The organism is Sphingomonas hankookensis (assembly GCF_028551275.1).
GTDB classification, from domain to species: domain Bacteria; phylum Pseudomonadota; class Alphaproteobacteria; order Sphingomonadales; family Sphingomonadaceae; genus Sphingomonas; species Sphingomonas hankookensis_A.
Map to the genome: position 1 here is coordinate 1,487,372 of NZ_CP117025.1, position 25,479 is coordinate 1,512,850.

A 25,479-nucleotide genomic window follows, 5' to 3' on the forward strand; every position below is an offset into this window, starting at 1 on the left:
GTGGCTCGCTTGGCCGGCCGACTTTATCCATTGCCGATCCGGAACGATCGGTTCCGTGACAAGTTGTTGCTCGATCAATATTCCCATATGGAGCCATGGCGATCGCCCCGGCGTATGAATTCAAGCCGCACGAGCGGCCGTTCCTGCCCGGATCTCCCGCGACGCCCGATCATCCGTTCGGGCGGCGCGTCGGCTATTTCGCGACCGGCATCCTGCTGGGGGTGACCGGGGGGTTCAGCAACGGGCTGCTGATCGCGAACCTGCCGCAGATCCAGGGATCGCTCGGCCTGACGCCGGTCGAGGGCGGCTGGCTAACCGCCGTGTCGTCGATGACCAGCGTGTGCATGTCGATGCTGCTGATCAAGTTCCGCCAGCAATTCGGGATGCAGCGCTTTACGCGGGTGTTCCTGGCCGCGTTCCTGATCCTCAATATCCTCCAGCTGGTCGTGCACAGCTATGGCGTGCAGCTGGTGGTGCGTGGCGCATCGGGGATCGTCGCCAGTGCGCTGACGACCCTGTGCTTCCTCTACATCATGCAGGCGCTGCCCGCCGCCGCGCGGCTTTCGGGGATGATCATGGGGTTCGGCGCGTCGCAGGTGGCGCTGCCGCTGGCGCGCACGCTGTCGCCGCTGCTGCTGGCCGATGGGCGGATCGAGGCGCTGTTCTGGTTCGAACTGGGGCTGACGCTGATGTGCCTCGGCGCGGTCGCGCTGCTGCGGCTGCCGCCGTCGGAGCGGACGCCGGCGTTCGAGAAGATCGATTTCCTGACCTTCGCGCTGCTGGCACCGGGTGTCGCGTTGCTGTGCGCGGTGCTGGTGCAGGGACGGATCCAATGGTGGTCGACGCCGTGGCTGGGCTATGCGCTGGCCGCCGCCATCCCGCTGATCGGGGGGGCGCTGCTGATCGAGCATAACCGCGCCAACCCGCTGCTCAACACCCGCTGGATGCTGGGGCGCAACATCATCCGGTTCGCGATCGTGGCGGCAAGCTTGCGCATCCTCCTGTCCGAACAGACGTTCGGCACGGTCGGGCTGCTGACCGTGGTCGGCATGGGCAACGACCAGCTGGTGACATTGAGCCTCGTCATGACGCTGGCGTCGATCGGCGGGGTCGTGGTCAGCCTCAAGATGCTGAACATGCAGGATTTGTACAAGCCGGTGGTGATCGCCGTCGCGCTGATCGGCCTTGGCGCGTGGCTGGATTCGGATTCGACCAACCTGACCCGCCCGTCGAGCCTGTATGTCAGCCAGGGGATCATCGCCTTTGCCGCGCTCTATTTCCTGGGGCCAATGATCATGATCGGCGTGTTTCGCGCGCTGGCGCGGGGGCCCAGCCATATCATCAGCTTCTCGGCGATCTTCAGCATTTCGCAGACGATGGGCGGCCTCGCCGGCACCGCGCTGCTAGGCTCCTTCCAGATCGTGCGCGAGAAATATCATGCCTTCGAACTGACCCAGACGCTGACGGCGACCGACCCGCAGGTGGTGCAGCGTATCCAGCAGCTGGGCGGTGCCTATGCCCGCGTGCTCGGCGACTCGGCGCTGCGCCAGGCGTCGGGTGCCGGGCTGCTCGGGCAGCAGGTGACGCGCGAGGCGAACATCCTTGCCTATAACGACGTGTTCCTTGGCGTCGCGATGCTGTCGGCGGCGATGGTCGTGTGGCTGGGGGCGCTGTGGCTGCGCTTCCGCGTGAAGGGCGTGAACCCGCTCGCCGGCGATCTCGCCGCCGTACAGCAGATGCGACAGAAACAGATGTCATGACCGATACCCAACTTTCCACAGAAGAAGCAGAACGGCTGGCCGATCCGGTCGAGGTGCCGCAGGAACCGACCAAGGCGCGCGGCTGGGCACCGCCGCGCGGCAGTCTCAAATCCACGCTCGGCTTCGTCGCGCTGCTGCTCGGCGGGGTGGCGCTGGCCCTCTATGCCTGGGGGCTGTGGCCGTTCGGCAGTGCGATCCAGGCGACCGACAATGCCTATGTCCGTGGGCAGACGACGATCATCGCGCCGCAGGTCAACGGCTATGTGACGGAGGTGCTGGTTCGCGATTTTCAGGACGTGAAGGGCGGGCAGGTGCTCGCCCGGATCGACGACCGCATCTATCGCCAGCGGGTCGACCAGGCGCGGGCGCAGCTGGCGGCGCAACAGGCCAACCTCGCCAATTCGCAGCAGAGCGAGCGGTCGAGCGAGGCGAGCCTGGGTGGACAGGACGCGGCGGTGCAGAATGCGCGGGCGCAGCTGGCACGCGCGCAGGCCGACATGGCGCGGGTCAACGATCTGGTGCGCGAAGGATCGGTGTCGCTGCGCGAACGCGATCAGACGCTCGCCGCCCTGCGCGCCGCCGAGGCGGGGGTCGCGCAGGCGCAGGCGCAGCGCAGCGTCGCACAGGAACAGGTGCGGACCGTCACGGTCGGGCGCGGCGGGCTGTCGGCGGCGGTCGAGAATGCGAAGGCGGCGGTGCGACTGGCCGAGATCGATCTGGCCAATACCGTCATCCGCGCGCCGCAGGACGGGCGGCTGGGTGAGGTCGGCGTCCGGCTGGGCCAATATGTGACGGCGGGCACCCAGATGATGTTCCTGGTCCCGCCGACCGTGTGGGTGACCGCCAATTTCAAGGAAGCGCAGACCGCGCGCATCGCACCGGGACAGCCGGCGACGATCCGCGTCGACGCGCTGGACCGCGCCGAGCTGCACGGTCGGGTCGAGCGGATCGCCCCGGCTGCGGCCAATGAGTTCGCGGTGATCCGCGCCGACAACGCCACCGGCAATTTCGTGAAGGTGGCGCAGCGTATTCCGGTGCGCATCGCGATCGACCGCAACGATCCGCTGTTCCAGCGGCTGCGGCCCGGCATGTCGGTCGAGGCGCGGGTCGATACGCGCGGCGGCACGTCGCCGGCGGCGCGATGAAACGGGCTGCGCTCCTAGGGTTGGCGCTGCTGGGCGCCTGTACCCCGGCCAAGCGGCCGCGACCCGAGGCGGCCAGCGTCACGCCGCCGGCCGCGTGGCGCACGACGCTGCCCGGTACGGCGACCGTAGCGGCGAACTGGTGGGAGGCGTTCGGCGATCCCGAACTGACGCGGCTGGTAACGGCGGCGCTCGCCAACAATCCCGACATCGCCGTTGCGGTGGCGCGGGTGGCGGAAGCGCGGGCGGCCGAGCGGGTGGCGCGCGCGGCGCGCTTTCCGACGCTCGACGCCGGCGTCGGGCTGATCGAACAGCGCGCGCTCAATGCGTTCGGCTCGGCGACGACGGGCACCTCGCTGCAACCTGTGTTCCAGTCGGCCTATGAGGTCGACCTGTTCGGCCGGGTCAAGCGCACCATCGATGCCGCGCGACTGACCGGCGATGCCGCTGCCGCTGCCGCCGATACCGCGCGGCTGTCCGTCGCCGCCGCCACCGCCAGCGGGTATGTCACGTTGCGCGGGCTGGATGCGCGGATCGCAACGGTGCGGGCGACGATCGCGTCGCGTGGCGAGGCGCTGCGCATCGCCCGGTCGCGGGCGGAAGCGGGCTATACCTCGCAGCTCGAACTGCGGCAGGCGGAGGCGGAATATGCCGCCGTGACCCAGACCCTGCCGCAGCTGGAGCTTCTCGCGCGGCGGCAGGAAAATGCGCTGTCGCTGCTGACCGGCACCCCGCCGCGCACCATCGCGCGCGGACGGCCGCTGGAGGCGCTGGTGCCGCCTCCGATCCCCGCCGGTCTGCCGTCCGACCTGCTGCGCCGCCGGCCGGATATCGCGCAGGCAGAGGCGTCGCTGGCGGCAAGCGACGCATCGTTGGCGGCGGCGCGCGCGCAGTTCCTGCCGCAGCTGCGCCTGACCGGATCGACCGGCGAGGTGTTGTCGAGCGCCTTGCCCAATCCGGTCGGCATCTGGTCGATCGGGGCGAGCGTGCTGGCGCCGCTGTTCCGGGGCGGGCAGCTGCGCGGCAATTACGATGCGGCGACCGCGCGGCGCGATCAGGCGGCCTTCGCCTATCAGCGCAGCGTGCTGACCGCGTTTCGCGAGGTCGAGGATGCGCTGGCGGCGGTCGACCGGCTGGCTGCACAGCGACGCGCGCTGGAAACGCAGCGGACCGCGACGGCGGAGGCGCTGCGCCATGCCACCAATCGCTATCGCGCCGGGTACAGCCCGTATCTGGAGCAGCTGGATGCCCAGCGCGCCTTGTTCAGCGCCGAATTGACGCTGGAGCAGACGCGCGCCGACCAGTTGAACGCGCTGGTGGCGCTGTATCAGGCGATGGGCGGGGGCTGGGGCGGATGATCCGGGTCGCGACCCCGGCGGACATCCCCGCGCTGCACGCGCTGGTCGAATCGGCGTTTCGTGGCGACAGCGCGCGGGGCGGCTGGACGCACGAGGCCGACCTATTGGACGGCCAGCGTACCGATCCGGCTGCGCTGGCCGATGCGATCGCCGATCCCGACCGCACCATCTTGATCGCGCTGGACGGCGATGCACTGATCGGCTGCGTCGAGGCGAAGCGTGCCGGAATGGGACGCTCGGCGCTCGGCATGTTGTCGGTCCGGCCCGACCGGCAGGCGACGGGACTCGGGCGGCGGCTGGTCGCGGCGGCGGAGGCCTATGCCCGCACGGAACACGGCGCGACGCGGATGGAGATGACGGTCATCGCCTCGCGGGGCGAACTGATCGCCTGGTATGAGCGGCTGGGCTATGCGCGGACCGGAGAAACCCGGCCTTTTCCGATGGATGACCCGCGGTTCGGGCTGCCGCGTATGGCCTTGTCGTTCGTCGTGCTCGACCGGAACATCGGGTGACCTGCCCGGATGCGACAAGCCCCGCCCGGTGGTCCGGACGGGGCCTGCGACGGCTGCGCAAGGGAGTGCGCTCCGTAACTCTACTTCGGCGTCACGAATCCGCAACGGCTGTTTTCGAAGATCGGGTCCGGCTCCGGTCCGATCAGCACGTCGATATAGGCGTCGAGAACGCCGATCAGGCGGCGAAAGGTCGCGGCTTCTTCGAAATCCGGGTCGCCGATCCGGCGATACAGGACCCCGGCGCTCATCGTCAGGATCATGTCGCACAGCCGGCTGCGCGCTTCCGCCTGCGACTCGTCGGGCGCCAGCGCTTCCAGCACGCGCATCAGCGCCGCCGACACGCTAGGGTTGATCCTGTGCGCGATGGTGCGGATCCGGTCGTTGCGCGCCGCCTCCGCCATGATCTCCGCGAACAGCGGATCGGGTTCGCCGTCGCTGCCGCAACGCAGGAACTCGCGCAGCCATTCCCGGAGCGCGGGAACGTCGCGATGCTCGATCGCGCGGGTCATGTCCTGATCGTTCAGGAAGACCGCCAGATCGCTCTCGACAATTTCCGCAACGATCGCCTCCTTGTCAGCGAAGTCGCGGTAGATCTGCCCGACCTTGATTCCCGACTCGGCGGCCAGCTGGGCGACGCCGGTGCCGTGGAAACCCTGTTCGGCGAACAGTCGCCGGGCCACGCTGACCAGTTTTTCGCGACGTGCCGCCGCCCGGCTGGCGCGACATGCCTCTCCGCACTGCAACAAATTCACTTGTGGTTCACCTGTACCCTCTTGCCACAATCGCAATCGCGGCGTACCCGCCGCAAAGTGTGAGTGATCGATCACTCACGTTTAGCACATCCGTCGAGGACGTTCATGAAAAATCGCATGGCCCCACTGGCACTGGCGCTCATCCTTTCGGCTTGCGGCGGCGGCGGCGAGTCGCAGCAGCAGGGCGCGCCGCAGGGGCCACCCCAGGTCGGGTTCGTGACCGTCCAGCAGCAGCCGGTGACGCTGACCACCGAACTGCCCGGTCGGACCGCGCCCTATGAGACGTCCGACGTCCGGCCGCAGGTCAACGGGCTGATCCTCGCCCGCCTGTTCCAGGAAGGCGATTATGTGCGCCAGGGCCAGCCGCTCTATCGCATCGATCCCGCGCCCTATCAGGCGGCGGTCGCTAGCGCGCGGGCCGCGCTGTCGCGGGCGCAGGCGTCGATCGCCTCGACCCGCAACCTCGCGCGGCGCTATGGCGAACTGGTCAAGATCAACGCGATCAGCCGGCAGGAATATGAGAATGCGGTGAGCGGCGCGCAGCAGGCCGAGGCCGATATCGCCGCCCAGCGCGCCGCACTGCAACAGGCGCAGATCGACCTGTCGCGCACCACCATCCGCGCGCCGATTTCCGGCCGGATCGGGCGGTCGGTATCGACCACCGGCGCGCTGGTATCGGCCGCGCAGACCGAAGCGCTGACCACGATCCAGCGGCTCGACCCGATCTATGTCGATATCCAGCAGTCGAGCGCCGACCTGTTGAAGCTGCGCCAGCAGATCATGGACGGCGACCTGTCGCGCGGCACCGGCGCGGCGCGCGTACGGCTGAAGCTGGAGGATGGCAGCACCTATCCGATGGAAGGTACGCTGAAGTTCACCGACGTCACCGTCGATCCGGCGACCGGCACGCAGGCGATCCGCGCGGTCTTTTCCAACCCGCGCGGGCTGCTGCTGCCGGGCATGTATGTCCGTGCCGAACTGGTCGAGGGGACGAAGGCCAACGGCATCCTCGTGCCGCAGCGTGCGGTGACGCGCGATCCGAAGGGGGCGGCGACCGTCCTCGTCATCGGTGCCGATGGCAAGCTGGCGCCGCGTCCGCTCCAGACGCAGCGCACCGTGGGCGACCAGTGGCTGGTTACCGGCGGCCTGCAACCGGGCGACAAGGTCGTGATCGAAGGTGCGCAGATGCTCCAGCCCGGCACCCCGGTGAAGGGCTATCCGTGGAAGCCCCAGCCCGAGGGGCAGGCACCGCAGGGTGCCGCCCCGGCGGGCGGGCCCCAGGCACAGGCGAAGTAAAGAGCCATGTCCCGCTATTTCATCGACCGGCCCATCTTCGCATGGGTCATCGCCATCGTCATGATGCTGGCCGGCGCGATCGCGATCCGCAGCCTGCCGATCGCCCAGTTCCCGGAAATCGCGCCGCCCGCCGTCGCGATCACCGCCACCTATCCGGGTGCGGATGCCGAGACGCTGGAGCGCACGACGACCCAGATCATCGAGCAGCAGCTCAAGGGCATCGATAACCTGCGCTACTTCTCGTCCTCGTCCTCCTCGGCGGGGACGGTGACGATCACGCTGACGTTCGAACAGGGCACCGATCCCGACATTGCGCAGGTGCAGGTGCAGAACAAGCTGCAGGCGGCGACCCCGCTGCTGCCGCAGGAGGTCCAGCGCCAGGGGATTCAGGTCACCAAGTCCGCCGCCAGCTTCCTGCTGGTCGTCGGCCTCGTGTCGACCGACGGGTCGCACAGCAACAACGACCTGTCCGACATGGTCGTGTCGCAGTTCCAGGACCCGATCAGCCGCGTGAGCGGGGTCGGCGAGTTGCAGATGTTCGGCGCGCAATATGCGATGCGCATCTGGCTCGATCCGATCAAGCTCAACAGCTACCAGCTGACCGTCGCCGACGTGACGTCGGCGGTGCAGTCGCAGAACGCCCAGGTTTCGGCCGGCCAGATCGGCGCGCAGCCGGCGCCCAAGGAGCAGATGCTCAACGCCACGGTCAGCGTGCAGTCGCGGCTCCAGACGCCCGAGCAGTTCGCCAATATCCGCCTGAAGACCAACGCCGACGGCGCGGTCGTCCGGCTGGGCGATGTCGCGCGGGTCGAGCTGGGTGCCGAGAATTACGGCTTCGACGTGCAGTATAACGGCAAGCCCGCCTCGGGCTTCGGCGTGCGCCTTGCCGCCGGTGCCAATGCACTCGACACGGTCGAACTGGTCAAGCAGCGCGCCGAGGAAATCGGTCGCGGCCTGCCGGGCGACGTCAAGGTCATCTACCCGTACGACACGACCCCGTTCGTCCGCCTGTCGGTCGAACAGGTCATCCACACGCTGATCGAGGCGGTGGTGCTCGTCTTCCTCGTCATGTTCCTGTTCCTGCAGAACTGGCGGGCGACGATCATCCCGACCATCGCGGTGCCGGTGGTGCTGCTCGGCACCTTCGCGGTGATGGCGGTCGCCGGGTTCACGATCAACACGCTGACCCTGTTCGGCATGGTGCTGGCGATCGGCCTGCTGGTCGACGACGCGATCGTCGTCGTCGAAAACGTCGAACGCCTGATCCAGACCGAGGGGCTGTCGCCAAAGGAAGCCGCGCGCAAGTCGATGGACGAGATCACCGGCGCGCTGGTGGGTATCGGCCTCGTCCTGTCGGCGGTGTTCCTGCCGATGGCGTTCTTCGGCGGGTCGACCGGCGTGATCTATCGCCAGTTCTCGATCACGATCGTCTCGGCGATGGTGCTCTCGGTGCTGGTTGCGCTGATCCTGACGCCGGCACTCTGCGCCACGATCCTGAAACCGCACGACCCGCACAAGCATGAGCAGGGCAACGGCCCGCTCGCGCGCTTCTTCCGCTGGTTCAACGACCGGTTCGAACGCAGCCAGCATAAGTACGAGAACGGCGTCCGGCGCACCACGCGCAGCTGGAAGCGGTCGATGCTGGTCTACCTGCTGATCGTGCTGGGCATGGTGTTCGTGTTCACGCGCCTGCCCTCGGGCTTCCTGCCCGACGAGGATCAGGGGACGGTGCTGGCGCTGGTCCAGGGTCCGGCCGGCGCGACGAGCAGCCGTACTGACAAGGGGCTGACGCTGGTGCGCGACCATTTCCTGAAGCAGGAAAGCGGCAATGTCGCCGGTGTGTTCACCATCAACGGTTTCAGCTTCGCGGGGCAGGGGCAGAATGCCGGTCTGGTGTTCGTCAACCTGAAGCCATGGGAGGAGCGCAGCGGCGCCGAGAACAAGGCGCAGGCGATCGTCGGCCGCGCGATGGGCACATTCGCCGGGTATAAGGACGGGCTGATCTTTGCGCTGGTCCCGCCCGCGGTGCAGGAGCTGGGCAACGCCACCGGCTTCGACGTGCAGCTGGTCGATACCGGCGGCATCGGCCATGAACGGCTGGTGCAGGCGCGCAACATGATGCTGGGCATGGCGGCGCAGGACCCGCGCGTGGCACAGGTCCGTCCGCTCAGCCTGGAGGATGCGCCGCAGCTCAAGGTCAAGATCGACGAGGACAAGGCGCGCGCGCTCGGGCTCGACCTCGCCGACGTCAACTCGACCATCGCGACCGCATGGGGCGGCGGGTACATCAACGACTTCATCGATCGCGGTCGCGTGAAGCGCGTCTATGTCCAGGCCGATGCGCCCTATCGCCTCGCGCCGGAGGATGTCGGCGACCTGTATGTCCGCAACGCCACCGGACAGATGGTGCCGTTCACCGCCTTCTCGACGCTGGAATGGGCCAATGCTCCGGTGTCGCTGACCCGCTATAACGGGCAGTCGGCGATGCAGCTGCAGGGATCGCCCGGACCGGGGCTGAGCACCGGTGCGGCGATGGAGGCGATGGAGGAAATCCATGCCAAGCTGCCGCCGGGCACCGCGCTGGAATGGACCGGGCTGTCGTTCGAGGAACGGTTGTCGGGCGGCCAGGCACCGGCGCTGTACGGCCTGTCGCTGCTGATCGTGTTCCTGTGCCTGGCGGCGCTGTACGAAAGCTGGTCGGTGCCGATCTCGGTGCTGCTGGTCGTGCCGCTGGGCATCCTGGGCGCGCTGCTGGCGGCGTGGCTGACGGGGCTGAACAACGACATCTACCTCCAAGTCGGGCTGATCACCACGATCGGCGTGTCGGCGAAGAACGCGATCCTGATCGTGGAATTTGCCGAGGAGCGGATGGCCGACGGCCTGAATGCGGTCGATGCGGCGGTCGAGGCGGCGCGGCTGCGGTTGCGCCCGATCCTGATGACGTCGCTGGCGTTCGTCTTCGGCGTGTTGCCGCTGGCGATCAGCACCGGTGCCGGTGCCGGTGGCCAGAACGCGATCGGCCGCGCGGTGGTCGGCGGCATGTTGTCGGCGACGGTCCTCGCGATCTTCTTCGTACCGATGTTCTTCGTCGTCGTGCTGCGCCTGTTCGGGCACGGCGGCAAGGACACTCCGTCCGCCAACCGGCCGTCCGCGAACGACGACGTCGAACCCGATGGCGGCAACCGGTCCTCCGATGGCGGCGAACCCGCGCCGCAGGGGGCATGACCATGAGCAAAGTGATGACGCTGCGTAGTCTGACCCTCCTTGTCGCCACCACCGCACTGGCGGGATGCAACCTTGCGCCCAAGAATGTCCGGCCGGAGGGGGCGATCCCGCTGACGCTGCCGCAGGGCGGGCCGTACCCGGTGCTGGGCGCCGAACAGGCCGATGTGACCCGGATCGGCTATCGCGACTTCTTCCTCGATCCGCGGTTGCAGGCGGTGATCGCGACGGCGCTGGAGAATAATCGCGATTACCGCGTGACGGCGGCCAACGTGCTCGCCGCCCGCGCCCAGTACCGCGTGACCCGCGCCAGCCAGGTGCCGACGACGGCGGCCAATGGCGGCGTCACCTACACCAACAACCCGTTCGGCGCGCTGGGCGGTGCCGGCGGGGCAGGGGGCGCCGGCGGGGTGGGCGGCGTGCCCGCGCAGACCGGCAACCTCGAAATCTATCAGGCGTCGGTCGGCTTCTCCGCCTTCGAACTCGACCTGTTCGGTCGGGTGCGCAATCTCAGCCAGGCGGCGCTCCAGGAATATTTCGCGACCGAAGAGGCGCAGCGGGCGGCGCGGATCGCGTTGATCGGTGAAGTCGCGACCGCGTGGCTGACCATGGCCGCCGATCAGGACCAGTTGCGCCTGTCGCGCGAAACGCTGGCCAGCTTCGGCCGGACGCTGGAGCTGACCCGCGCCCAGTTCCGGGTCGGCGTCATCTCCGAACTGGAGGTTCAGCAGGCGGAAACCAGCTATCAGCAGGCGCGCAACGATATCGCCGCGCTGACCGCGCAGATCGCGCAGGACCAGAATGCGATCAACCTTCTGGCGGGCACCACCGTCCCGGCCGAGCAATTGCCGGCGGAACTGGGCGATCGCGACCTGATCCTGTCGAACCTGCCGACCGGCGTGTCGTCGACCGTGCTGTTGCGCCGCCCCGATGTGCTGCAGGCAGAACGCCGCCTCTATGCCGCCAATGCCAATATCGGTGCGGCGCGCGCGGCGCTGTTCCCGACCATCTCGCTCACCGCGACGCTGGGCACGATCAGCACGGCGCTGGGCGGGCTGTTCGGTGCGGGCACGCAGCAATTCTCCGTCTCGCCGGGCGTGGCGCTGCCGTTGTTCGACGGCGGCCAGCGGCGCGGCAATGTCGAGGTCGCGCGCGCGCAGCAGCTGGCGGCTGTCGCGACCTATGAAGGCGCGCTCCAGACCGCGTTCAGGGAAGTCGCCGACGCGCTGGCGACGCGCGGGACCATCGGCGAGCAGCTGTCGGCGCAGACGGCCAAGGCGCAGGCGGCGGCGACCGCCCAGCGGCTGTCCGACGCACGCTACCGGGCCGGGATCGATTCGTTCCTCAACACGCTGGATGCGCAGCGGACCAGCTATGCCGCGCGGCAGACGCTGGTACAGACCCGGCTGGCGCGCGCGACCAACCTGGTCACGCTGTACCGGACGCTGGGGGGCGGACTGAACTGACGGCGGCACCCGGTCGAACTTCCTGCCGGTCCCGACCGGACGCAGCCCCCTTGCGTCCGGACAGGATCGGCATATGCTCTCCTGTATAACCATAAGGAGAGGAACGATGAATCCGATCGAACCGTGCGATGCCGCCGGCGAGAAGAGCATGGTGATCCTGCAGAGCCTGCTGTGTCTCCTGCGCGAAAAGAACCTGCTGTCGCGTGCGGATATCGAGGAACTGGCCGCCAAGGTCGCCAGCCGCGCCGCCGACCGCGACCATGATCCGCTGCCCTGCCAGAGCGACGCCGCGATCGCCGCCGCCAGCGAGATGAACCGGCTGGGCGCCTATATCGGCGGGCGCTACGGCGGAAAACACCGTCGTATGTAATTGATTCGGCGTCGTTCGCCGCATGTCCCATTGCGACCGGCGGTGTCATCACGGCGTCAGAATTTGCGGCGACACGCATCCCCGGAACCTGTCGTGCGTTCAAGCAACGTCCGGTTCCGCCGGGCGAGTATTAGAAACGGACGATTGAACGTCCTTGAGAGGTTGTCGTGTCTTCGATTGGACCGGACGAAATGTCCTACTTCGTACGCCGTGCCGAACAGCAGTTGGAACTGGCGCAGCAGGCCGACCACGAACAGGTCGTCAGCGCGCATTACGAACTGGCAAACCTGTACCTCGACCGCGCTTATGCGCCGGTCATGCCGGCGGAGGGTTCGCAGCAGGCGGCGTGAGGCCGATTCCGAAGCGATCCGCCGACCGTCCCAACCTGGTTTCAGATCGAGCCCCAACCCTCCACCACACGTCACCCCGGGCTTGACCCGGGGTCCCGCTTGTTACCGCCCGTGGCGAGTAAGGAGTACACCAACGCGTTCGTGCTGCGCCTGGTCGGATTGGGCTGGTTGACGTGCCACTTCTTCCAAGATTGGAGAAGAAGCGGGACCCCGGGTCAAGCCCGGGGTGACGAATGGGGAGAACCGCCTCCGATCTTGTGAAAGGCCTCACGCCCTCCGCTGATCCAGCACCGATCCCCAAGCCGACCGGAAGCACGCAGCGCCCCCGGAGCCGGGCCTCCACGAAACCGCAGCCCTATTCCCCCTGCTGGTTCACCATCGCATCGTCGACCGGCGCGTCGTCGCTGCTTTCCTGCCCGCGGGTCGATCGCGACGTCATGCCGGTGGCGGACGCGTCGTCCAGCACCTGCTGGTCGGGTTCGACCGGTGGGGGCGGGGGAGATCCTCGACCGGGGCGGGTGCCGACAGATTCTCCGTAATCACCGGCGCCGCCTCGAAATTCTGCTCCGGTAGCGGGGTCGGCGGCGGGGCGTCCTCGTCGAACGCGCTGTTCTCGATCGGTGCCTCGTCCACATTCTCGTTCGAACAGGCACCAAGCCCGGTCGCCAGCAACAGGCCGCTGCCAGCCAGCAGCGCCACACGCCATCCGTTGAACATCGTCATCCCCTTATCGAGCCGCCATCTGGCTGGCTTCGGCGCGTGCGGCGATCTTGTTCGCCAGCACGCCGTCCCATTTATACGGATCCTCGCGGAAGCTCATCGTGCCGTTCGGTGTCGCGAACGCGGTCCAATACAGCAGATAGACCTTTACCGGATCGGCGACCTTGGCCCGCACCGTTTTGCCCGATGCCAGCGTCGCGTCGATCTGCGTATCCGGCCATTCGGGCGTCGTGCGCAGCAACAGCCGCGCAAGATCCTCGGGCTTTTCCAGACGGACGCAGCCATGGCTGGCCAGCCGGTCGAACTTCGCAAAGCCGGCCTGCGCCGGCGTGTCGTGCAGATACACCGCGAACGGATTGTCGAAATCGAACTTGAACCGGCCTAGCGCGCTATTCTCCGACGCTTGTTGCAGGCGACGCCCGCCGCCCTCGGTCTCGATCACGCGAAAGCCGTTGCGCTTAAGATAGCCTGGGTTCGCCCGCTCCTTCGGCCACAATTCCTTGTCGGCGATCGACGACGGCACGTTCCACGGCGGATTGAGCACGATCGAATGGATCGTCGAGGTCAGCATCGGCGTCTCGTCACCCGGACGCCCGGTCACCGCCTTCATCGACGTGACCGGCTGGTCGCCATCGAACACGGTCAGCACGGCGGCGGCGATGTTGACCTGGATACGGTTCTTTTCCAGCTCGGTCGGCAGCCAGCGCCACCGCTCCATATTCGCCTTGATCTGCTTGATCCGCTCGCCCACCGGCACGTTCAGCGACGCGACGGTCTGCGCGCCGACCTGTCCAGCGGGGTTGAGACCATAGCGGCGCTGGGCGCGGCGGACGGCATCCAGCATCGCCTGATCGAAGGTATCGCCGGTCGGCGACAGGTCGGCATCCTCGATCGCCAGCCGCTTGCGCAGCGCCGCGACCTGTGGACCCTTGCCGCCCAGCCGCATTTCTGAGCCGGCACCAACCGTCGGCCAACCGCCATTCGCCTGAATCTTGCGATAGCGGGCCAGACCGGTCACCAGCGTGTCATAGCCGGCATAGGGCGGTGGCAGCGACGCGATCCAGGCAGCCAGCCGGTCCTTCGCCAGCGCGTCGCGGAACGACGGCAGCGGGTCGAACGCCTGCGGGCGCATCGCCCAGTCCTTCTGGAAATCGGCATTGTCCAGCCGCCCCGCGCGCACCGCATGGGCATGATCGAGCGCGGCACGCACGAGTGCCGGTCCGGTCAGCCCGGCCAGCGACGGTTCGCGATCCTTCAACCCCTGCGCCACGGCATCGCGTGCCAGCAACCGCGCGAGCTCGCTCTCCTGCGCCGCGGTCAGCGTCGGCAGCGGGGCGGCGGCCGGGATTGGCTGCACCATCGACTGGGTCGTCGGCAGCGTCGGGACGACCGGCGGTGGCGTCACCTGCGCCACGGCGGCGGTCGCACCGGTCAGCGCGATGCCGGCCAGCAGCGCGCGGTGCGCAAGGCGGGCGAAACGAGGGCGATGGTCGGTAATGCTAATCATCCTATACTCTTCCGGTGCGGCACGCAGGCTATAGTCTCTTCGAACCTGCCGCACGATGAACCGTTCCGCCTTTGGCGGCATGTTACCACAGGGACGGGGTGGTTTCGAACCCCTGCCGCTCAAGAAAGATGGCGCTTGTCGAGCTTTCGCGCGAGCGTCCTGCGGTGCATTCCCAGCCTTCGCGCGGCTTCCGAGATGTTGAATCCAGTGTCCGCGAGCGTCTGATGGATGTGTTCCCACTCCAGCGTCTTGATCGAGGTGGGAGCGGCGGTCAGGTCGGCATCGGCATTGCCCTCTACCCGGGCGAAGGCGGCCTCGATTTCGTCGGTGTTGGCCGGTTTGGTCAGATAGTTGGTCGCACCCAGCTTGATCGCCTCCACCGCGGTCGCGATGCTGGCGAAGCCGGTCAGCACGACGATGCGGATCGTCGGATCGATCGCCGACAGCGCGGAGACGCAGGCCAGCCCAGACGCGCCGCCCAGCCGCAGGTCGACCACCGCATATTCCGGTTCGAAGCTGCGCGCGACATCCTCCAGCCGGTCGGGACCGTCGATCACCTCTACGCCATAGCCGCGTCGTTCGAACGATCGGCACAATGTACGGGCAAAGGTCGCGTCGTCCTCGACGATCAGCAATCGGCGCTCGGTCATCGCGTCTTCTCCAGCGCCAGCGAATCGATCGGCAGGATCAGCGTCGTCTCCGCCCCGCCGCCATCACGGTTCAATGCCTCGATCGTGCCGCCCAGCGGGCGCAGGACATTGGTGGCGAGATAGAGGCCGAGCCCGGCGCCCTGCCGATCCTTGCTGGTATTATAGGGTTTGCCGAGCTGTGAGAGAATGCGGTCGGTAAAACCATTGCCGTCGTCGCGCACCGTCAGTCGGAGCGTCGATCCGTCGCGCAGCGCCAGCAGCGCGATGTTGCGCCCGCCAGCCTCGAGAGCATTGTCGAGCAGATTGGTCAGCGCTTGCGCCAGCGCGCGGTCGGCGACGATCGGTACGTCGGGCCCCAAGCGATCCTCGAACACGGCGCGTGCCGGATCGTTGCCGCGCCAGCGGTCGAGCGTCGCGGTCAGGAAGGTCCGCAATGTCGTGCGGGTCGGTGCCTCGCCGGTCACTTCGCCCGCGGCGAACAGGATGCCCGACACGATTTCCTTGCAGCGCGCGACTTCGGCCCGCATGTCGTCGACCTCCGCGACGAAGCGCGGGTCGCGGCAGATCGCCGGTTCGTTCTTCCAGTCGCCGAGCAGCACCGAGATCGACGACAGCGGCGTGCCCAGCTCGTGCGCCGCACCGCTGGCGAGCAGGCCCATGCGGACGATATGCTCTTCCTCGACCGCGCGCTGGTGGAGCTGGGCGACCTTGGTATCGCGGTCGCGCAGGTTCGCGGCGATGCGCGTGACGAAGGCGACCAGCAGGGTCGCCGCCAGCACAAAATTGATCCAGTTGCCGATCAGATAGGCGTCGGACAGGCTGCTGGCATAGGCCGGCGGCAGGTCGAGCGGGCGGTGGAACGGGCCGAGCAGCGCGAACGCCCCGCTGGTGATCGCGACCAGCGCCCAGCTCGACCAGACCTTCAACAGGATCGCGCCGATCACGACCTGCAACAGATAGAGCGACACGAACGGATTGCGCGCCCCGCCCGACAAGTACAGTTGCGCCGTCAGTGCGGCGACGTCGAGGACGAGCGCAGCGAACAGCGGCAAATTGGTGTCGCTCCACCGCGACCGGCGCGCCAGCGTGACGAGGTTCAGCACCACCAGCGCCGCCAGCACGCTCGCCATCGGGATCAGTGGCAGGCGGATGCCGAGCAGCCCGTCGACCACCAGGATCGTGCCCAGCTGCCCCCCGACCGCCAGCCAGCGCAGCTGCACGAGCAACAGCATGTTGCGGCCGACTCCGTCCGCCATGGGCAGGCGCGGAGTCGTGGAAGGAGGGGCGGGTTGCATCGGGCGCATGTTACGCCCGTGGTTCGCGCCGTGCGACCCACCATGTCATGCCACCCAGCAGCAGCGCGAGGCCGAACCAGGTCAGCGCGTAGACGAGGTGGTTGTTGCGGAACGAGACGATGGTCAGCCCACCGCGCGGCCACTCGACCTGTGGATCGGCGACGGCATCGATGAAATAGGGGGCGACGTCGGTGAGCCCACGCCGGGCCGCGATCGCCGCGACGTCGCGTGAATGCCAGCGATCCTCGGCCGGCACGTTGCTGCGCAGGAAGCCGCCGCCCGGTTCGCTGATGCGCAGCAGCCCGCGCACGGTCACGGTGCCGGGTGGCGGGGGCACCTTGCCGCGCTGGTCAGCCGGCACGAACCCGCGATTGACGAGGAGCGTGAAGCGCCCGGTATCGAGCGGCGTCAGGACCCAGAAGCCGCCGCCGAGCGCCGTTGCGGCCTGGGTATAGGTGTCGGCGTCGGGGCGGTAGCGCCCGGTAGCGATGACGGGACGATAGGCGTCGTTGCTCGTGATCGTGCCCCATGCCGCTGGGGGCGGGGCGGGGACGGGCGGGGAGCGGAGCATCCCTTCGGTCCGCTGGATCAGGTCCAGCTTCCATGCGCGACGCTGCAGCTGCCACACGCCCAGGCCGATCAGGCCGGCGATGACGCATCCGATCAGCGTGCCGATCAGGATGCGTCGGATCGGCCGGCCCCGCATCACATCGCGCCCATGTCCCCGGACATCTGCGGCATCATGTTCACGTTCATATGGTACATGACCCACAGCGACCCGGCGATCACGATCCCGACCAGGACGACGGTGAAGATCAGCGCCATCAACGTCCAGCCGCTTTCCGACTTGGTGTTCATGTGCAGGAAGTAGATCATGTGGACGACGATCTGCACGACCGCGCACAGCATGACGATGCCCGCGGTGATCCGCGTATCGGCAAAGGCGTTGGTCATGACGAGCGCGAAGGGGATCGCGGTCAGCAGCACCGACAGCAGGAAGCCGATGACATAGTCCTTGCGCGAACCATGTGCGGGCGCGTCGCCATGGCCGTGAGCGCCATGACCGTGCGCGTCGTGATGGGCGTGGCTGGCCATTAGAGGACTCCCAGCAGATAGACGAAGGTGAAGACGCCGATCCAGATGACGTCGAGGAAGTGCCAGAACAGCGACAGGCACATCAGCCGGCGCATGTTGGCAGCACCGAGGCCGTATTTGGCGACCTGCACCATCAGCGTGACCAGCCAGATCGAGCCGAAGGTGACGTGCAACCCGTGGGTGCCGACCAGCGTGAAGAACGCCGACAGGAACGCGCTGCGCTGCGGCCCGGCGCCTTCATGGATCAGGTGGCTGAATTCGTAGAGTTCGATGCCGAGGAAGCACAGGCCGAACACGCCGGTGATGGCGAGCCAGCGCAGCGTCGCGGCCTTCTTGCCCTCTTCGGCGGCGATCATCGCGAAGCCGTAGGTGATCGACGAGAACAGCAGCATCGCGGTGTTGAGCGCGACGAGCGGCAGGTCGAACAGCTCCTTGGCGTCGGGGCCACCCGCGGTGCTACCCGAATAGACGCCATAGGCGGCGAAGAGCATGGCGAAGATGAGACAGTCGCTCATCAGGTAAAGCCAGAAGCCGAGCATGGTGCTCGACCCGGCCTCATGCTCATGCTCCTCCGCCAGGTGGTAGGCGCGACCTTCCGCGCCCGCGGGGACTTGTACCGACGAACCCATGTTTTACGCCCCCGCGGCCTGGAGGTCGGCGGTGCGCCGCCGCTCCGTCTCGATGACTTCCTCGACCGGAATGTGGAAGTCACGCTTGTAGTTGAAGGTGTGGAAGATCGCGATGCCGATCACCGCGACGAACGACAGCGCCGCCAGCCACCAGATATACCAGACCATCGCCAGACCGAACACGGTCGACACGCCCGCGATCACGATACCGGCCCAGGTGTTGCTCGGCATGTGGATCGGCTGGAAGCCTTCGGTCGGCCGGGCATATTTGTGGCTCTTCATGTCGTACCACGCGTCCATGTCATGAACGACGGGGGTGAAGGCGAAGTTATAGTCCGGCGGCGGCGACGAGGTCGCCCATTCGAGGCTGCGGCCGTCCCACGGATCGCCGGTCACGTCGCGCAGCTTGTCGCGGTTCAAGATGCTGACGGCGATCTGCACCAGGAAGGCGGCGATGCCGACCGCGATGATCACGGCACCCACGGCGGCAATGACGAACCAGATCTGCAGGCTCGGATCGTCGAAGTGGCGCAGACGCCGGGTGATGCCCATCAGGCCCAGCACGTAGAGCGGCGTGAAGGCGACCCAGAAGCCGACGAACCAGCACCAGAAGCTGACCAGACCCCATTTGCGGTCGAGCTTGAAGCCGAACGCCTTGGGGAACCAGTAGTTGATGCCGGCGAAGGTACCGAACACGACCGCGCCGATGATCACGTTGTGGAAGTGCGCGATCAGGAACAGCGAGTTGTGCAGCACGAAGTCGGCCGGCGGCACCGCGAGCAGAACGCCGGTCATGCCGCCGATGGTGAAGGTCAGCATGAAGGCGATCGCCCACATCATCGGCAGCTCGTAGCGGATACGGCCGCGATACATGGTGAACAGCCAGTTGAAGATCTTCGCGCCCGTCGGGATCGAGATGATCATCGTGGTGATGCCGAAGAACGAGTTGACGCTCGCCCCCGACCCCATGGTGAAGAAGTGGTGCAGCCACACCAGATACGACAGGATGGTGATGACCAGCAGCGCGTAGACCATCGACGTATAGCCGAACAGCCGCTTGCTGGAGAAGGTCGACACGACTTCGGAGAACACGCCGAACACCGGCAGGACCAGGATGTAGACCTCCGGGTGGCCCCAGATCCAGATCATGTTCACGTACATCATCGGGTTGCCGCCGAGCGTGTTCGTGAAGAAGTTGGTGCCGACATAGCGGTCGAGCGACAGCATGGCGAGCACGGCGGTCAGGACCGGGAAGGCGGCGACGATCAAAATGTTGGTGACCAGCGCCGACCAGGTGAAGATCGGCATCTTCATCAGGCCCATGCCCGGTGCGCGCATCTTGACGATGGTCGCGATCAGGTTGACGCCCGACAACAATGTCCCGACGCCCGCCAGCTGGAGCGCCCAGATATAATAGTCGACGCCCACGTCCGGCGAATAATCCAGCCCCGACAGCGGCGCGAACGCCAGCCAGCCGGTGCGGGCGAATTCGCCGACGAACAGGCTGGCCATCACGATCACGACGCCCGATGCGGTCATCCAGAAGCTGAAATTGTTCAGGAACGGGAAGGACACGTCGCGCGCCCCGATCTGCAACGGCACGATATAGTTCATCAGCCCGGTGACGAACGGCATCGCGACGAAGAAGATCATGATGACACCGTGAGCGGTGAACACCTGATCATAATGGTGCGCGTTCAGAAAGCCTTCGTTGTCGCCGAACGCGATCGCCTGCTGGCTGCGCATCATGATGGCGTCGGCGAAGCCGCGCAGCAGCATGACGATGCCGAGGATCATGTACATGATCCCGATCTTCTTGTGATCGACCGTCGTGAACCACTCTTTCCAGAGATAGCCCCACAGTTTGAAATAGGTCAGCGCCGCCAGCACCGCCGCGCCGCCGATGGCGACCGCGATGAAGGTCATGACGATGATCGGTTCGTGGATCGGGAAGCTTTCGAGCGTCAGGCGCCCGAAGATCAGCTTGGTAAGGGTATCGGACATGATCTCGTTCTCAGCCAAGTGCCGGAGCGGTGCGGCCCGGGATCGCGGGCGGCGCGATGCGGGTCATGTTGCGGTTGGCGTCGTTGCCCGGATCGGCGGCACCGGGAGCGGCCGACGACCCCTGCGGCGCATCGCCGCTGCTATGCGGGCTGACACCATATTCGGAAGGTGCCTTTTCCAGCGCGCCCTTGGTACGCTCCCCTTCGGGCAGTCGGCTGTTGACCGCCGAACCATGGCCTCCATGGCCCATGCTTTCGGTCATGCACGGCGTGCCGGGCTTGACGCACATCTGCACGATGCGGGTGAACAGCCCCTGTTCGACCCCGCTGAAGCCCATCGGCGGCACCTTTTCGCTCGGCTTCTCCAGCTCGAGATAGCGCGCGGTGTCCAGCCGGTTCGGCATCGCCTTCACGCCTGCCACGAACTTGTCGAAGCCGGCGGCGTCGGTGCTCGTCGTCTTGAAGTTCATATAGGAGAAGCCGGCACCGCTATAATGCGCCGACATGCCGTCGAAGGTGCCCGGACGGTTCAGCACGGCGTGGAGCTTCGTCTCCATGCCCGGCATCGTGTAGATCATGCCGGCCATGGCAGGCACGTAGAAGGTGTTCATCACCGACGACGACGACAGACGGAACCGTACCTGGCGATCGACCGGCACGACCAGGCGATTGACCGTCGCGATGCCCTGTTCGGGATAGATGAACAGCCATTTCCAGTCGAGCGAGACGACCTGGATCTCCAGCGGCTGCTGGTCCTCGGGCACCGGCTTGCCGGACGAAATCTGCCCGATCGGGCGATAGGGATCGAGCAGGTGGGTGCTGATCCAGGTCAGCGCGCCGAGCGCGATGACGATCAGCAGCGGACCGGACCAGATGACCAGTTCGAGCGCGGTCGAATGGTCCCAGTCGGGCTTGTAGGTCGCCGTTTCGTTGCTGGCGCGGTATTTCCACGCGAACCAGACGATCAGCGCCATCACCGGAATGATGATGAGCAGCATCAGGCCGACCGATATCATCAGGACGTCGGCCTGTTGGCGCGCGATGTCGCCGGCGGGATTGAGCACGACCAGGTCGCATCCGCCGAGCAGCGGCAGGGCCGCGAGCGGGAGGAGCGAACGCAGTGGCCGGTGCCACGGGAGCGAGCGGGGCAGGATCATGGGCGCGACCTATGCCGTGCGATGCTGCACTGCGATAGGACATTTTGTCCTATCCCCGCGTTTGGTGCATTGCGATAACGGGCGCACATTCTGTTTATCCGCGCGGCATCCGCGCTGCTCTTGGAGTCCCTATGGCCGAGGCCTTCGTCCACTCCCGCGAACTCGAGGCCGATGCCCGGGCCGTCAACCATGGCGGCGGCGAGGTGAACGTCCAGTCCGAAGAGATCGCGATCGGCGTGATCATCGGGCGTACGTCGGAATTTTTCGACTTCTTCGTCTATGCGATCGCGTCGGTGATCGTGTTCCCGCAGCTGATGTTCCCCTATGTCGATCGGCTGACGGGCACGCTGTACTCGTTCGCGCTGTTCCCGCTGGCGTTCTTCGCGCGGCCGCTGGGCACGCTGCTGTTCATGTGGATCGACCGTCGCCATGGGCGCGGCACGAAGCTGACCATCGCGCTGTTCCTGCTCGGCACGGCGACGGTGGCGATGGGGTTCCTGCCGGGCTATGCCCAGGTCGGCGCATGGTCGGTGATCCTGCTGGCGGTGCTGCGTATCCTGCAGGGTATCGCGCTGGGCGGCGCATGGGACGGGCTCGCCTCGCTGCTGGCGCTCAACGTGCCGCAGGATCGCCGCGGCTGGTACGCGATGATCCCGCAGCTGGGCGCCCCGCTCGGCCTGATGGTCGCCAGCGCGCTGTTCGCCTTCTTCACCGCTTATATGAGCGCCGAGGATTTCATCAGCTGGGGCTGGCGCTATCCGTTCTTCGTGGCGTTCGCGCTGAACGTCGTGGCGCTGTTCGCGCGGCTGCGCATCGTCGTGACGCCCGAATATACCAAGCTGTTCGAGAATCGCGAGCTGAAGGCGTCCCCGGTGCTGCCGACGGTCGGCCGCGAGTGGAAGACGATCGTGATCGGCGCGCTGGTGCCGCTGGCCAGCTTCGCGCTGTTCCATATGGTCACGGTGTTCCCGCTGTCGTGGATCCTGCTGAAGACCGAGCAGCCGATCGAACGCTTCCTGTGGATCGAGACCGCGTGCGCGCTGTTCTTCATCTTCGCGATCATCATTTCGGGCGTGCTGGCCGATCATGTCGGTCGCCGCACCCTGCTAGGCATCGGTGCCATCGCCATCGCGCTGTTCTCCGGCCTTGCGCCGCTGCTGCTGAACGGCGGCGACGCGGGTGAGATCGCGTTCATGATCACCGGCTTCATCCTGCTGGGCCTGTCGTTCGGTCAGTCGTCGGGGACGGTGGCGTCGAACTTCGCCAAGGATTCGCGCTATACCGGCGCGGCGCTGACGTCGGACCTAGCGTGGCTGTTCGGGGCGGGCTTCGCGCCGTTCGTGGCACTGGCGCTGGCCGACAAGCTGGGGCTGCTGGCATCGGGCCTGTACCTGCTGTCGGGTGCCGTCGGCACGCTGGCGGCACTGGCGCTCAACAAGGAACTGGCACGCCGGCTCGATTGATCCGGTCGATGCTGCGATACTGGACGGCGGCGCTTGCGCTGGCGGCGGGAACCCCCGCCGCGACGCAGGACGCCGCCGTCGTCGTTTCCGCCGACACCGCACTGGCACAGGATGCGGCCGAAGTCGCTCGCATCCGCAGCATCGATCCGGCCGATGCGCTGGTCCTGTTGCGCAAGCAGGCGGCCAGCGTCGCCGTGACCGAATGGATCGAGGGCGAATATCGCGACCGGCTGGCGGGAACCTCGGTCGAGCGGGACGGCGCGGTCACCGTCCTGCTGACCGGCAAGCGAGCCGTACCGGACGGGCAGGTGACCATCGACGGCCTGTCGATCCCGATCCGGTTCCGCATCGGTGCGACCGCCACGCGTACGCAGATGCTGGCGGCGATTGCCGATCACCAGGCGGCGATCCGGGCGATGGTGCAGCGTCCGCCGGCCATGGGAATCGACGCCCGGAACGGCACGTTGCTGGTCCTGATCGGCGCGGCGGATGCAGCGGGCGATGTTGCGGCGCTCAAGCGGCGGATCGAGTCGCTGACCGGCGTGCCCGTCCGGATCGCGACCAGCGGTCGACCCGAACTGGACCTGTCGGGCGAGGTCGTCGGCGGATCGCGGCTGATCGGCCCCGATCCGGTCAGCGGGCGGCGCTTCTACTGCACGACCGGCTTCGTCGTGACCGATGGCGTGCAGAACGGCATCGTCACGGCCGCCCACTGCCCCGACACGCTGGAGCATGTTGCCAAGGACGGTACCCGCACCCCGCTGACCTTTATCGGTCAATGGGGCTGGGGGTTTCACGACGTACAGGTCAATGCCAGCCCCGATGCGGTGCAGCCGCGATTCTATTCCGACGCGGCGCGCACGGTGCTGCGCCCGGTCGAGGGGCAGCGCAGCCGGACCGGCACGCGGGTCGGGGATATCGTGTGCCACCGGGGCGAACATAGCGGCTATAGCTGCGCCGAGGTCGAAATGGTCGACTTCGCGCCTTCCGGTGACCTGTGCGGCGGGCCGTGCCTGCCGACTTGGGTCGCGGTGGCAGGGCCGGGATGCAAGGGCGGCGACAGCGGCGGGCCGGTGTTCGTCGGCACGACCGCGATCGGGCTGTTGAAGGGGGCGAGCTACCGTCCCGACGGGACCTGCGTCTTCTATTATTACATGTCGCTCGACTTCCTGCCCGATGGCTGGCGACTGGTTCGCGCAGGCGGCGACTTCACATTGCCGGGGGCGCTTCCCAACTCCCCGCGATGACGACCGCGATTCCCGCCGCCACCTTGATCCTGTTGCGCGACCGGGCCGTCGGACCGCCCGAACTGTTGATGGTCGAGCGGTCGGCGGCAATGGCCTTTGCCGGCGGCGCACTGGTATTTCCCGGCGGGCGGATCGACCCGGGCGACCGGGCGTTGGCGCTGGCGATGGGTAACGGTGATCTTGCGCCGCGACTGGCCGCGATCCGCGAGACGATCGAGGAGGCCGGGATCGCGATCGGCCTATCCGGCGACGTGGAAGCGATGCGCGCGGCACTGGCTGATGGCGCACCGATCGGGGCGTTGGGCCCGGTCGATCCGTCACCACTGATCTCCTATGCCCGGTGGCGTCCCGACCATGTGCCGGTACGGGTGTTCGACACGTGGTTCTACGTCGCCCGCCTGCCGGAGGATGCACCGCCTGCACGGGTCGATGCGACGGAGAATGTCCGGACCCTGTGGCTGGCAGCCGCCGACGCGCTCGCCTCCGCCGACCGGGGGGAGGCGACCTTGCTGTTTCCGACCCGCCGGGTCCTGGAGCGGCTCGCGCAGCATGAGTCGGCCGACGAGGTGCTGGCCGATGCCGCGCGCTGGCCGGTCCGGACGATAACGCCGTGGGTCGAGGAGCGGGACGAGGGCCGCTTCATCTGCATCCCCGACGATCTGGGCTATCCGGTCACGGCCGAACCCGCCGACCGCGCGGTGCGCGCATGAAGGCGCTGTCGGTCGGCGTTCGTACCCTCGTATGGCTCGCCGTCCTCGCTGCCATCGCTTTTGCCATCTACGCTTTTTCCCGCAGTCGCCCGCAGGACGTGCCCTGGACCCCGCTCGACCTGTCGCAGCCGGTTGGCATGTTCACGCGTGCGAAGATAGGTGATTTGGCGGGCGACTTCGCGGGGTGCCGTGCGCTGCTGGATGTGGCAGGCGTGCGCTACACCGCGCTGCCGCCGCGCGACGATGCGGGGCAATGCGGGTACGACGATGCGGTGCGGATGCGCGGGGGCGGGTCGCGGACCATTGCCATCACGCCCGATGTCGGCGTGTCGTGCCGCGTCGCGACCGGGATGGCGCTATGGGAGTGGCAGGTCGTCCAGCCCGCCGCGCAGAAGCATTTCGGCGAACCGGTCGTCAGAATCGAGAATTTCGGCAGCTATAATTGCCGGCGGATGTATGGCCGCGACACCGGGGCGTTCAGCGAGCATGCGACAGCCAACGCGCTCGACATCGCTGCATTCGTGCTGGCCGATGGACGGCGGGTGAGCGTCGTCGGCGACTGGACGGCAGGGCAGGGCCGCGACGATGCGGCGAAGGCGGCGTTCCTGCGCGAGGTCCGCGATGGCGCGTGTGGCGTCTTCTCGACCGTGCTGTCGCCCGATTACAATGCCGCGCACCGCGACCATTTCCACTTCGATCAGGCTACGCGCGGATTCGGCGGGGCATGCAGGTGAGGGGGCCGGCTGCTGGGCGTGGTAAGGCTGGCACGGATTGA

Annotated in this window: 23 protein-coding genes; 13 read left to right on the plus strand and 10 right to left on the minus strand. The window is 67.2% G+C overall.

Annotated elements, in window-relative coordinates; genetic code table 11:
• Window positions 1–95 precede the first annotated feature (95 nt).
• The 4 genes from PPZ50_RS06920 to PPZ50_RS06935 are packed head-to-tail and all read left to right on the plus strand — an operon-like array spanning window position 96 to window position 4,772.
• Window positions 96–1,760, plus strand: coding sequence for an MFS transporter (locus PPZ50_RS06920; protein WP_272815769.1), 1,665 nt, complete (start codon window positions 96–98; stop codon window positions 1,758–1,760).
• On the plus strand, window positions 1,757–2,905 hold the full coding sequence (locus PPZ50_RS06925) for an HlyD family secretion protein (RefSeq protein WP_126014785.1): 1,149 nt from the start codon (window positions 1,757–1,759) through the stop codon (window positions 2,903–2,905). Before PPZ50_RS06920 ends, PPZ50_RS06925 begins: the two co-directional genes overlap by 4 nt.
• Window positions 2,902–4,260, plus strand: coding sequence for an efflux transporter outer membrane subunit (locus PPZ50_RS06930; protein WP_272815770.1), 1,359 nt, complete (start codon window positions 2,902–2,904; stop codon window positions 4,258–4,260). Before PPZ50_RS06925 ends, PPZ50_RS06930 begins: the two co-directional genes overlap by 4 nt.
• A complete protein-coding gene (locus tag PPZ50_RS06935) occupies window positions 4,257–4,772 on the plus strand; it encodes a GNAT family N-acetyltransferase (RefSeq protein ID WP_126014789.1) in 516 nt (171 codons plus the stop codon). The genes PPZ50_RS06930 and PPZ50_RS06935 overlap by 4 nt, the downstream gene beginning before the upstream one ends.
• 80 nt (window positions 4,773–4,852) lie before the next feature.
• Here PPZ50_RS06935 and PPZ50_RS06940 read toward each other — a convergent pair whose 3' ends face one another.
• Window positions 4,853–5,524, minus strand: a complete 672-nt coding sequence (locus PPZ50_RS06940) for a TetR/AcrR family transcriptional regulator (protein WP_272815771.1) — start codon at window positions 5,522–5,524, stop codon at window positions 4,853–4,855.
• Between the two features lie 105 nt (window positions 5,525–5,629).
• Here PPZ50_RS06940 and PPZ50_RS06945 point away from each other — a divergent pair, with 105 nt between their 5' ends.
• The 5 genes from PPZ50_RS06945 to PPZ50_RS06965 all read left to right on the plus strand — a co-directional run bounded on the left by PPZ50_RS06945 (window position 5,630) and on the right by PPZ50_RS06965 (window position 12,228).
• Entirely contained in the window at window positions 5,630–6,820 is a 1,191-nt protein-coding gene (locus PPZ50_RS06945; protein ID WP_164523903.1) for an efflux RND transporter periplasmic adaptor subunit, read from the plus strand.
• Window positions 6,821–6,826: 6 nt separating this feature from the next.
• The gene (locus PPZ50_RS06950; protein ID WP_272815772.1) at window positions 6,827–10,045 is read left to right on the plus strand and encodes an efflux RND transporter permease subunit; all 3,219 of its coding nucleotides are present in this window, start codon (window positions 6,827–6,829) and stop codon (window positions 10,043–10,045) included.
• A 2-nt stretch (window positions 10,046–10,047) separates the two neighbouring features.
• Window positions 10,048–11,508, plus strand: coding sequence for an efflux transporter outer membrane subunit (locus tag PPZ50_RS06955; RefSeq protein WP_272815773.1), 1,461 nt, complete (start codon window positions 10,048–10,050; stop codon window positions 11,506–11,508).
• Window positions 11,509–11,614: 106 nt separating this feature from the next.
• Window positions 11,615–11,878: a hypothetical protein gene (locus tag PPZ50_RS06960; RefSeq protein ID WP_066689680.1), complete on the plus strand. Its 264-nt coding sequence runs from the start codon at window positions 11,615–11,617 to the stop codon at window positions 11,876–11,878.
• Window positions 11,879–12,069: 191 nt separating this feature from the next.
• Window positions 12,070–12,228, plus strand: coding sequence for a hypothetical protein (locus tag PPZ50_RS06965; RefSeq protein WP_164523933.1), 159 nt, complete (start codon window positions 12,070–12,072; stop codon window positions 12,226–12,228).
• 435 nt (window positions 12,229–12,663) lie between these two features.
• Here the strand turns inward: PPZ50_RS06965 and PPZ50_RS06970 are convergent, their stop codons facing one another.
• The 9 genes from PPZ50_RS06970 to cyoA all read right to left on the minus strand — a co-directional run bounded on the left by PPZ50_RS06970 (window position 12,664) and on the right by cyoA (window position 21,284).
• Complete coding sequence (locus tag PPZ50_RS06970; RefSeq protein ID WP_272815774.1) at window positions 12,664–12,945, minus strand: hypothetical protein; 282 nt, start codon at window positions 12,943–12,945, stop codon at window positions 12,664–12,666.
• A gap of 10 nt (window positions 12,946–12,955) precedes the next feature.
• On the minus strand, window positions 12,956–14,455 hold the full coding sequence (locus PPZ50_RS06975; protein ID WP_272815775.1) for a L,D-transpeptidase family protein: 1,500 nt from the start codon (window positions 14,453–14,455) through the stop codon (window positions 12,956–12,958).
• 119 nt (window positions 14,456–14,574) lie between these two features.
• Window positions 14,575–15,105: a response regulator transcription factor gene (locus PPZ50_RS06980; protein WP_126015051.1), complete on the minus strand. Its 531-nt coding sequence runs from the start codon at window positions 15,103–15,105 to the stop codon at window positions 14,575–14,577.
• On the minus strand, window positions 15,102–16,337 hold the full coding sequence (locus PPZ50_RS06985; RefSeq protein WP_272815776.1) for an ATP-binding protein: 1,236 nt from the start codon (window positions 16,335–16,337) through the stop codon (window positions 15,102–15,104). Before PPZ50_RS06985 ends, PPZ50_RS06980 begins: the two co-directional genes overlap by 4 nt.
• A gap of 73 nt (window positions 16,338–16,410) precedes the next feature.
• The gene (locus PPZ50_RS06990) at window positions 16,411–17,106 is read right to left on the minus strand and encodes an SURF1 family protein (protein ID WP_272815777.1); all 696 of its coding nucleotides are present in this window, start codon (window positions 17,104–17,106) and stop codon (window positions 16,411–16,413) included.
• Window positions 17,106–17,495, minus strand: a complete 390-nt coding sequence (gene cyoD, locus PPZ50_RS06995) for a cytochrome o ubiquinol oxidase subunit IV (RefSeq protein WP_272815778.1) — start codon at window positions 17,493–17,495, stop codon at window positions 17,106–17,108. Before cyoD ends, PPZ50_RS06990 begins: the two co-directional genes overlap by 1 nt.
• A complete protein-coding gene (gene cyoC, locus PPZ50_RS07000; protein ID WP_066689674.1) occupies window positions 17,495–18,124 on the minus strand; it encodes a cytochrome o ubiquinol oxidase subunit III in 630 nt (209 codons plus the stop codon). The genes cyoD and cyoC overlap by 1 nt, the downstream gene beginning before the upstream one ends.
• A 3-nt stretch (window positions 18,125–18,127) precedes the next feature.
• Window positions 18,128–20,128 carry a cytochrome o ubiquinol oxidase subunit I gene (cyoB, locus tag PPZ50_RS07005; protein WP_272815779.1) on the minus strand — a complete coding sequence of 667 codons (2,001 nt, stop codon included), beginning with the start codon at window positions 20,126–20,128 and terminating at the stop codon, window positions 18,128–18,130.
• Window positions 20,129–20,138: 10 nt separating this feature from the next.
• Complete coding sequence (gene cyoA, locus PPZ50_RS07010; RefSeq protein ID WP_206433013.1) at window positions 20,139–21,284, minus strand: ubiquinol oxidase subunit II; 1,146 nt, start codon at window positions 21,282–21,284, stop codon at window positions 20,139–20,141.
• Window positions 21,285–21,415: 131 nt separating this feature from the next.
• Here cyoA and PPZ50_RS07015 point away from each other — a divergent pair, with 131 nt between their 5' ends.
• The 4 genes from PPZ50_RS07015 to PPZ50_RS07030 are packed head-to-tail and all read left to right on the plus strand — an operon-like array spanning window position 21,416 to window position 25,438.
• Window positions 21,416–22,747, plus strand: a complete 1,332-nt coding sequence (locus tag PPZ50_RS07015; RefSeq protein WP_066689673.1) for an MFS transporter — start codon at window positions 21,416–21,418, stop codon at window positions 22,745–22,747.
• An 8-nt stretch (window positions 22,748–22,755) separates the two neighbouring features.
• Entirely contained in the window at window positions 22,756–23,994 is a 1,239-nt protein-coding gene (locus tag PPZ50_RS07020; RefSeq protein WP_272815780.1) for a hypothetical protein, read from the plus strand.
• A complete protein-coding gene (locus tag PPZ50_RS07025; protein WP_272815781.1) occupies window positions 23,991–24,704 on the plus strand; it encodes an NUDIX hydrolase in 714 nt (237 codons plus the stop codon). Before PPZ50_RS07020 ends, PPZ50_RS07025 begins: the two co-directional genes overlap by 4 nt.
• On the plus strand, window positions 24,701–25,438 hold the full coding sequence (locus PPZ50_RS07030) for an extensin-like domain-containing protein (protein ID WP_126015063.1): 738 nt from the start codon (window positions 24,701–24,703) through the stop codon (window positions 25,436–25,438). Before PPZ50_RS07025 ends, PPZ50_RS07030 begins: the two co-directional genes overlap by 4 nt.
• Window positions 25,439–25,479 lie beyond the last annotated feature (41 nt).